This window comes from Pseudomonas sp. DrBHI1 (genome assembly GCF_002205115.1).
GTDB classification, from domain to species: Bacteria; Pseudomonadota; Gammaproteobacteria; order Pseudomonadales; family Pseudomonadaceae; genus Aquipseudomonas; species Aquipseudomonas mosselii.
Genome location: NZ_NIBE01000044.1, coordinates 52742 through 61530 on the forward strand (window position 1 = coordinate 52742; position 8789 = coordinate 61530).

The 8789-nt window shown below is 65.1% G+C and carries 8 protein-coding genes; all 8 read left to right on the forward strand.

All coding sequences use genetic code 11. The features are described 5' to 3' along the window. On the forward strand, positions 1-1525 hold a 1525-nt coding region (locus CC207_RS27415), incomplete at its 5' end, for a molybdopterin-dependent oxidoreductase (protein WP_256582036.1). Further along, the gene (gene nuoH / locus CC207_RS07100; RefSeq protein WP_028692465.1) at positions 1522-2529 is read left to right on the forward strand and encodes an NADH-quinone oxidoreductase subunit NuoH; all 1008 of its coding nucleotides are present in this window, start codon (positions 1522-1524) and stop codon (positions 2527-2529) included. The genes CC207_RS27415 and nuoH, both read left to right, overlap by 4 nt. Before the next feature lie 11 nt (positions 2530-2540). Then, a complete protein-coding gene (gene nuoI, locus CC207_RS07105) occupies positions 2541-3089 on the forward strand; it encodes an NADH-quinone oxidoreductase subunit NuoI (protein ID WP_003251442.1) in 549 nt (182 codons plus the stop codon). Between the two features lie 10 nt (positions 3090-3099). After that, positions 3100-3600, forward strand: coding sequence for an NADH-quinone oxidoreductase subunit J (nuoJ, locus tag CC207_RS07110; RefSeq protein ID WP_023631348.1), 501 nt, complete (start codon positions 3100-3102; stop codon positions 3598-3600). A 3-nt stretch (positions 3601-3603) separates the two neighbouring features. Beyond that, a complete protein-coding gene (nuoK, locus tag CC207_RS07115; protein ID WP_008096201.1) occupies positions 3604-3912 on the forward strand; it encodes an NADH-quinone oxidoreductase subunit NuoK in 309 nt (102 codons plus the stop codon). Further along, positions 3909-5762 carry an NADH-quinone oxidoreductase subunit L gene (gene nuoL, locus CC207_RS07120; protein WP_028692466.1) on the forward strand — a complete coding sequence of 618 codons (1854 nt, stop codon included), beginning with the start codon at positions 3909-3911 and terminating at the stop codon, positions 5760-5762. The genes nuoK and nuoL overlap by 4 nt, the downstream gene beginning before the upstream one ends. A 40-nt stretch (positions 5763-5802) precedes the next feature. Then, entirely contained in the window at positions 5803-7335 is a 1533-nt protein-coding gene (nuoM, locus tag CC207_RS07125) for an NADH-quinone oxidoreductase subunit M (protein WP_028692467.1), read from the forward strand. 7 nt (positions 7336-7342) lie between these two features. Then, the coding region (gene nuoN / locus CC207_RS07130; RefSeq protein ID WP_088851791.1) for an NADH-quinone oxidoreductase subunit NuoN at positions 7343-8789 on the forward strand (1447 nt) is incomplete at its 3' end.

Consider the following 8789-nt stretch of genomic DNA (forward strand, 5'->3'; position numbering starts at 1 on the left):
CGAGGCCATGGCCGACGCCATGCGCGTACAGCCTTGGCTGGACGCCGCGGTGAAGAACATCGGCCAGCACGCGCTGTACCCGCTGTTCATCGCATCCTTGGCTGAAACCAAGCTGGACGACGTCGCCGAAGAGTGTGTACACGCCGCTCCCGCTGACCTCGCCCGCATCGGTTTCGCCGTGGCCCACGCCATCGACCCGAGCGCGCCTGCCGTCGCCGGCCTGGACGAGGAAGCCAAGGCCCTGGCCCAGCGCATCGCCGACGCCCTGGTCGCCGCCAACCGCCCTCTGGTGGTCGCCGGCACCTCCCTGGCGGATCCAGCGCTGATCGAAGCCGCCGCCAACATCGCCAAGGCCCTCAAGCTGCGCGAGAAGAACGGTTCGCTGAGCCTGGTCGTGCCTGAGGCCAACAGCCTCGGCATGGCGATGATGGGCGGCGAGTCCGTCGACGCCGCCCTGGACGCGGTCATCAGCGGCAAGGCCGACGCCATCGTCGTGCTGGAAAACGACCTGTACGCCCGCGTACCGGCCGCCAAGGTCGACGCCGCCCTGGCCGCCGCCAAGGTAGTGATCGTTGCCGACCACTCCAAGACCCCGACCCTCGACCGCGCCCACCTGGTGCTGCCGGCCGCCTCTTTCGCCGAAGGCGACGGCACCCTGGTCAGCCAGGAAGGCCGTGCCCAGCGCTTCTTCCAGGTGTTCGACCCGCAGTACCTGGACAGCAGCATCCAGATTCACGAAGGCTGGCGCTGGATGCACGCCCTGCGTGCCACCCTGCTCAACAAGCCGGTGGACTGGACCCAGCTGGACCACGTCACCAGCGCCTGCGCCGAAGCCGCCCCGCAACTGGCCGGCATCGTCAACGCCGCACCAAGCGCCGCATTCCGCATCAAGGGCATGAAGCTGGCCCGTGAGCCGCTGCGCTACTCGGGCCGCACCGCCATGCGCGCCAACATCAGCGTGCACGAGCCGCGTACCCCACAGGACAAGGACACCGCGTTCGCCTTTTCCATGGAAGGCTACTCGGGCTCGGCCGAGCCGCGCCAGCAAGTGCCGTTCGCCTGGTCGCCGGGCTGGAACTCGCCGCAAGCCTGGAACAAGTTCCAGGACGAAGTGGGTGGCCACCTGCGTGCCGGTGACCCGGGCGTGCGCCTGATCGAGTCGCAGGGCGACCGCCTGAACTGGTTCACCGCCATTCCGGGCGCGTTCAACCCGGCCCGCGGTACCTGGACCGCCGTACCGTTCTTCCACCTGTTCGGCAGCGAAGAGTCCTCCTCGCGCGCCGCCCCGGTGCAGGAACGCATCCCGGCCGCCTACGTCGCCCTGGCCAAGTCCGAGGCCGACCGCCTGGGCGTCAACGACGGCGCGCTGCTGAGCCTGAACGTGGCCGGCGTGTCGCTGCGTCTGCCGCTGCGTATCAATGAAGAACTGGGCGCTGGCCTGGTTGCGTTGCCCAAAGGCCTGGCCGGCATTCCGCCCGCCATCTTCGGTGCAGCCGTCGAAGGCCTGCAGGAGGCAGCACAATGAGCTGGTTCACCCCCGAAGTGATCGATGTGATCATTCAGGTCGTCAAGGCCATCGTGGTGCTGCTGGCCGTGGTGGTCTGCGGCGCGCTGCTCAGCTTCGTCGAACGACGCTTGCTGGGCTGGTGGCAGGACCGCTACGGTCCGAACCGTGTCGGCCCGTTCGGCATGTTCCAGATCGCCGCCGACATGCTGAAGATGTTCTTCAAGGAAGACTGGAACCCGCCCTTCGTCGACAAGATGATCTTCACCCTGGCGCCGGTCGTGGCCATGAGCGCCCTGCTGATCGGCTTCTCGATCATCCCGATCACCCCGGGCTGGGGCGTGGCCGACCTGAACATCGGCTTGCTGTTCTTCTTCGCCATGGCCGGTCTGTCGGTCTACGCCGTGCTGTTCGCCGGCTGGTCGTCGAACAACAAGTACGCCCTTCTGGGCAGCCTGCGGGCTTCGGCACAGACCGTGTCGTACGAAGTGTTCCTGGGCCTGGCGCTGATGGGCGTGGTGGTGCAGGTGGGCTCGTTCAACATGCGCGACATCGTTGATTATCAAGCCCAGAACCTGTGGTTCATCATTCCGCAGTTCTTCGGCTTCTGCACCTTCTTCATCGCTGGCGTCGCCGTGACTCACCGTCACCCGTTCGACCAGCCGGAAGCGGAACAGGAACTGGCCGACGGCTACCACATCGAATATGCCGGCATGAAATGGGGCATGTTCTTCGTGGGTGAGTACATCGGCATCATCCTGATCTCGGCGCTGCTGGTAACCCTGTTCTTCGGTGGCTGGCACGGTCCGTTCGGTATCCTGCCGCAAGTACCGTTCCTGTGGTTCGCCCTGAAGACCGCGTTCTTCATCATGCTGTTCATCCTGCTGCGCGCCTCGATCCCGCGCCCACGCTATGACCAGGTGATGGACTTCAGCTGGAAGTTCTGCCTGCCGCTGACCCTGATCAATTTGCTGGTGACCGCTGCGATCGTGCTCTACAACACGCCAGCCGTCGCGGCCCAGTGAGGATTTGACCCATGTTCAAGTATATCGGCGACATCGTTAAGGGCACCGGCACACAGCTGCGCAGCCTGGCCATGGTGTTCTCCCACGGGTTCCGCAAGCGCGACACCCTGCAGTACCCCGAAGAACCCGTGTACCTGCCGCCGCGCTACCGTGGCCGCATCGTCCTCACCCGCGACCCCGACGGCGAGGAGCGCTGCGTGGCGTGCAACCTCTGCGCGGTGGCCTGCCCGGTCGGCTGTATCTCGCTGCAGAAGGCCGAGACCGAGGACGGCCGTTGGTACCCCGAGTTCTTCCGCATCAACTTCTCGCGCTGCATCTTCTGCGGCCTGTGCGAAGAGGCGTGCCCGACCACCGCGATCCAGCTGACTCCGGATTTCGAAATGGCCGAGTTCAAGCGTCAGGACCTGGTGTACGAGAAAGAAGATCTGCTGATCTCCGGCCCCGGCAAGAACCCTGACTACAACTTCTACCGTGTTGCGGGCATGGCGATCGCTGGCAAGCCGAAAGGCTCTGCGCAGAACGAAGCCGAGCCGATCAACGTGAAGAGCTTGCTCCCATAAGGACAGAAAGATGGAATTCGCTTTCTACTTCGCATCCGGTGTCGCCGTCGTCTCCACGCTGCGCGTGGTGACCGGCACCAACCCGGTGCACGCCCTGCTCTACCTGATCATTTCGCTGATCTCCGTGGCGATGATCTTCTTCTCCCTCGGTGCGCCATTCGCCGGCGCCCTGGAAGTGATCGCCTACGCTGGCGCCATCATGGTGCTGTTCGTGTTCGTGGTGATGATGCTCAACCTCGGACCGGCTTCGGTCGCCCAGGAGCGCGGCTGGCTCAAGCCCGGCATCTGGGCGGGGCCGGTGATCCTCGCCGCCCTGCTGCTGCTGGAGCTGCTGTACGTGCTGTTCGTCACCCCGTCGGGCGCCGCCATCAGCGGAACCACCGTCAGCGCCAAGGAAGTCGGCATCAGCCTGTTCGGCCCTTACCTGCTGGTGGTCGAACTGGCCTCGATGCTGCTGCTCGCGGCAGCCGTCACCGCCTTCCACCTGGGCCGCAACGAGGCGAAGGAGTAAATCATGGGTGCTATCCCTCTCGAGCATGGTCTGGCGGTCGCCGGCATCCTGTTCTGCTTAGGTCTGGTTGGCCTGATGGTCCGCCGCAACATCCTCTTCGTGCTCATGAGCCTGGAAGTCATGATGAACGCCTCCGCACTGGCGTTCATCGTCGCCGGTGCCCGTTGGGTCCAGCCCGACGGCCAGGTGATGTTCATTCTGGTGATCAGCCTGGCAGCCGCCGAGGCCAGCATTGGCCTGGCGATCCTGCTGCAGCTGTATCGCCGCTTCCACACTCTCGACATCGATGCTGCCAGTGAGATGCGCGGATGAACCTTATCTTCCTGACGTTCGTATTCCCCCTGATCGGCTTCCTGCTGCTGTCGTTCTCGCGCGGCCGCTGGTCCGAGAACCTGTCGGCGCTGATCGGCGTCGGCTCGGTCGGTCTGTCGGCGGCCACCGCCGCCTATGTGATCTGGCAGTTCAACGTCGCCCCGCCTGAAGGCGGCGCGTACAGCCAGCTGCTGTGGCAGTGGATGTCGGTGGACGGCTTCGCGCCGAACTTCACCCTGTATGTGGATGGCCTGTCGGTCACCATGCTGGGCGTGGTCACCGGCGTGGGCTTCCTGATCCACCTGTTCGCTTCCTGGTACATGCGTGGCGAAGCCGGCTATTCGCGCTTCTTCTCGTACACCAACCTGTTCATCGCCAGCATGCTGTTCCTGGTGCTGGGCGACAACCTGCTGTTCATCTACTTCGGCTGGGAAGGCGTGGGCCTGTGCTCGTACCTGTTGATCGGTTTCTACTACAGCAACCGCAACAACGGTAACGCGGCGCTCAAGGCGTTCATCGTCACCCGCATCGGCGACGTGTTCATGGCCATCGGCCTGTTCATCCTGTTCGTCCAGCTGGGTACCCTGAACGTGCAGGAACTGCTGGTGCTGGCACCGCAGAAGTTCCAGGCTGGTGACACCTGGATGGTCCTGGCCACCCTGATGCTGCTGGGTGGCGCGGTCGGTAAATCGGCCCAGCTGCCGCTGCAGACCTGGCTGGCCGACGCGATGGCCGGCCCGACTCCTGTTTCGGCACTGATCCACGCGGCCACCATGGTGACTGCGGGTGTGTACCTGATCGCCCGTACCAACGGCCTGTTCCTGCTGGCGCCGGACGTCCTGCACCTGGTCGGCGTCGTGGGTGGCGTGACCCTGGTCCTGGCCGGCTTCGCCGCCCTGGTACAGACCGATATCAAGCGTATCCTGGCCTACTCGACCATGAGCCAGATCGGCTACATGTTCCTGGCCCTGGGCGTCGGCGCCTGGGACGCGGCGATCTTCCACCTGATGACCCACGCCTTCTTCAAGGCCCTGCTGTTCCTTGCCTCCGGTGCGGTGATCGTCGCCTGCCACCACGAGCAGAACATCTTCAAGATGGGCGGCCTGTGGAAGAAACTGCCGCTGGCCTACGCCAGCTTCGTGGTCGGTGGCGCCGCCCTGGCCGCCCTGCCGATCCTGACCGTGGGCTTCTACTCCAAGGACGAGATCCTCTGGGAAGCCTTCGCCAGCGGCAACAGCGGCCTGCTGTACGCCGGCCTGGTCGGTGCGTTCATGACCTCGCTGTACACTTTCCGTCTGATCTTCATCGCCTTCCACGGCGAAGCCAAGACCGAAGCCCACGCCGGCCACGGCATCAGCCACTGGCTGCCGCTGGGCGTGCTGATCGTGCTGTCGACCTTCATCGGCGCCTGGATCCACCCGCCGCTGGCAGGCGTGCTGCCTGAAAGCGCAGGCCACGCCGGTGGCGAAGCCAAGCACTCGCTGGAGATCGCCTCGGGCGCCATCGCCATCGCCGGTATCCTGCTCTCGGCCCTGCTGTTCCTGGGCAAGCGCCGCTTCGTCACCGCAGTTGCCAACAGCGGTATCGGTCGCGTCCTGTCGGCCTGGTGGTTCGCCGCCTGGGGCTTCGACTGGATCTACGACAAGCTCTTCGTCAAACCTTACCTGCTGATCAGCCACATCCTGCGCAAGGACCCGGTTGACCGCAGCATCGGCCTCATTCCTCGCCTGGCTCGCGGCGGTCACGTCGCCATGAGCAAGACCGAGACCGGCCAGCTGCGCTGGTACACCGCCTCGATCGCCGTGGGTGCCGTGCTGGTGCTCGGTGCCGTGGTAGTGGCCGCGGTATGACTATGAATCTTGCGACTTTGCCAAAGGAAACCAACCCGTCATGATTTTGCCTTGGCTGATCCTGATCCCCTTCATCGGCGGCTTCCTGTGCTGGTTGGGTGAGCGCTTCGGCGCCACCCTGCCGCGCTGGATCGCGCTGCTGACCATGTCCCTGCTGCTTGGCATCGGCCTGTGGCTGTGGGCGAACGGCAACTACACCCTGGCTCCCGCCCCTGGCGCGGAGCCCGCCTGGGCCCTCGAATACAAGGTCGAGTGGATCAAGCGCTTCGGCATCAGCATCCACCTGGCCCTCGACGGCCTGTCGCTGCTGATGATCCTGCTCACCGGCCTGCTCGGCGTGCTGTCGGTGCTGTGCTCGTGGAAAGAGATCCAGCGCCACGTCGGCTTCTTCCACCTCAACCTGATGTGGATCCTCGGCGGCGTGGTCGGCGTGTTCCTGGCCCTGGACCTGTTCCTGTTCTTCTTCTTCTGGGAAATGATGCTGGTGCCGATGTACTTCCTCATCGCGCTCTGGGGTCACAGCTCCTCCGACGGCAAGAAGACCCGCATCTACGCGGCGACCAAGTTCTTCATCTTCACCCAGGCCAGCGGCCTGATCATGCTGGTGGCGATCCTCGGCCTGGTGCTGGTCAACTACAACAGCACTGGCGTGATCACCTTCAACTACAGCGACCTGCTCAAGGCCGAACTGCCGGCCGGCGTCGAGTACCTCCTGATGCTGGGCTTCTTCATCGCCTTCGCGGTGAAGCTGCCGGTGGTGCCGTTCCACTCCTGGCTGCCTGACGCTCACGCCCAGGCGCCGACCGCAGGTTCCGTGGACCTGGCGGGCATCCTGCTGAAGACCGCGGCCTACGGCCTGCTGCGCTTCGCCCTGCCGCTGTTCCCGAACGCCTCGGCCGAGTTCGCGCCGATCGCCATGACCCTGGGCCTGATCGGCATCTTCTACGGAGCCTTCCTGGCCTTCGCCCAGACCGACATCAAGCGCCTGGTGGCGTTCTCCAGCGTCTCGCACATGGGCTTCGTGCTGATCGGCATCTACTCCGGCAGCCAGCAGGCCCTGCAGGGCGCGGTGATCCAGATGCTGGCCCACGGCCTGTCGGCCGCCGCGCTGTTCATCCTGGCCGGCCAGCTGTACGAGCGCCTGCACACCCGCGACATGCGCGAGATGGGTGGCCTGTGGCACCGCATCGCTTATCTTCCGGCCATCAGCCTGTTCTTCGCCGCCGCATCGCTGGGCCTGCCGGGCACCGGCAACTTCGTCGGCGAATTCCTGATCCTGATCGGCAGCTTCGCCCACGTCCCATGGATCACCGTGATCGCCACCACCGGCCTGGTCTTCGGCTCGGTGTACTCGCTGATCATGATCCACCGTGCCTACTTCGGTCCGGCCAAGGCCGACACCGTGCTGGCCGGCATGGACGGTCGCGAGCTGATCATGGTGCTGGGCCTGGCGGGCCTGCTGATCCTGCTGGGCGTGTATCCGCAGCCGTTCCTGGACACCTCTGCCGCCACCATGAGCGGTGTGCAGCAGTGGCTCGGTTCCGCTTTCACTCAACTCGCTTCGGCCCGGTAAGAGCGCTATGGAATTCACCACTCAACACTTCATCGCATTGGCGCCGATGCTGATCACCACGCTCACCACGGTGGTGGTGATGCTGGCGATCGCCTGGAAGCGCAACCACTCGCAGACCTTCCTGCTGTCCACCGTGGGCCTGAACCTGGCCCTGCTGTCGATCCTGCCGGCGCTCAAGGTCGCGCCGCTGGCAGTCACCTCGCTTGTGACCATCGACAAGTTCGCCTGCCTGTACATGGCGATCATCCTGGTGGCGACGCTGGCCTGCGTCACCCTCGCCCACGCCTACCTGGGCGAAGGCTCCAAGGGCTTCCCGGGCAACCGTGAAGAACTGTACCTGCTGCTGCTGATGTCGGCACTGGGCGGTCTGGTGCTGGTCAGCGCCAACCACCTGGCTGGCCTGTTCATTGGCCTTGAGCTGCTGTCGGTGCCGGTCTACGGCCTGGTGGCGTACGCCTTCTTCAACAAGCGCTCGCTGGAAGCCGGCATCAAGTACATGGTGCTGTCGGCCGCCGGCTCCGCCTTCCTGCTGTTCGGCATGGCGCTGCTGTACGCTGACGCAGGCAGCTTGACCTTCGACCAGCTGGGCAAGGCCCTGGCCGCCACCAGCATGCCGAGCCTGCTGGCGCAACTGGGCCTGGGCATGATGCTGGTCGGTCTGGCCTTCAAGCTGTCGCTGGTGCCGTTCCACCTGTGGACCCCGGACGTGTACGAAGGCGCCCCGGCGCCGGTCGCCGCGTTCCTGGCCACCGCCAGCAAGGTCGCGGTGTTCGCCGTGGTCGTGCGCCTGTTCATGCTCTCCCCTGCCGCCAGCAGCGGCGTGCTGAGCACCGTGCTGGCGGTGATCGCGGTTGCCTCGATCATCATTGGCAACCTGCTGGCGCTGACCCAGAGCAACCTCAAGCGTCTGCTCGGTTACTCGTCCATCGCCCACTTCGGCTACCTGGTCATCGCCCTGGTCGCCAGCAAGGGCCTGGCCCTGGAAGCCATGGGCGTGTACCTGGTCACCTACGTGATCACCAGCCTGGGCGCCTTCGGCGTGATCACCCTGATGTCCTCGCCGTATGCCGGCCGTGACGCCGACGCCCTGTACGAGTACCGCGGTCTGTTCTGGCGCCGTCCGTACCTGACCGCGGTACTGACCGTGATGATGCTGTCGCTGGCCGGTATCCCGCTGACCGCGGGCTTCATCGGCAAGTTCTACATCATCGCCACCGGCGTCGAGTCGCACCTGTGGTGGCTGGTCGGCGCCCTGGTGATCGGCAGCGCCATCGGCGTGTACTACTACCTGCGCGTCATGGTCACCCTGTACCTGGTCGAGCCGAACCTGCGTCGCCACGACGCTCCGCTGAAGTGGGAACAGCGCACCGGCGGCGTGATGCTGCTGGCCATCGCCATCCTCGCCTTCGTGCTCGGTGTGTACCCGCAGCCGCTGCTGGAGATGGTGCAGCAGG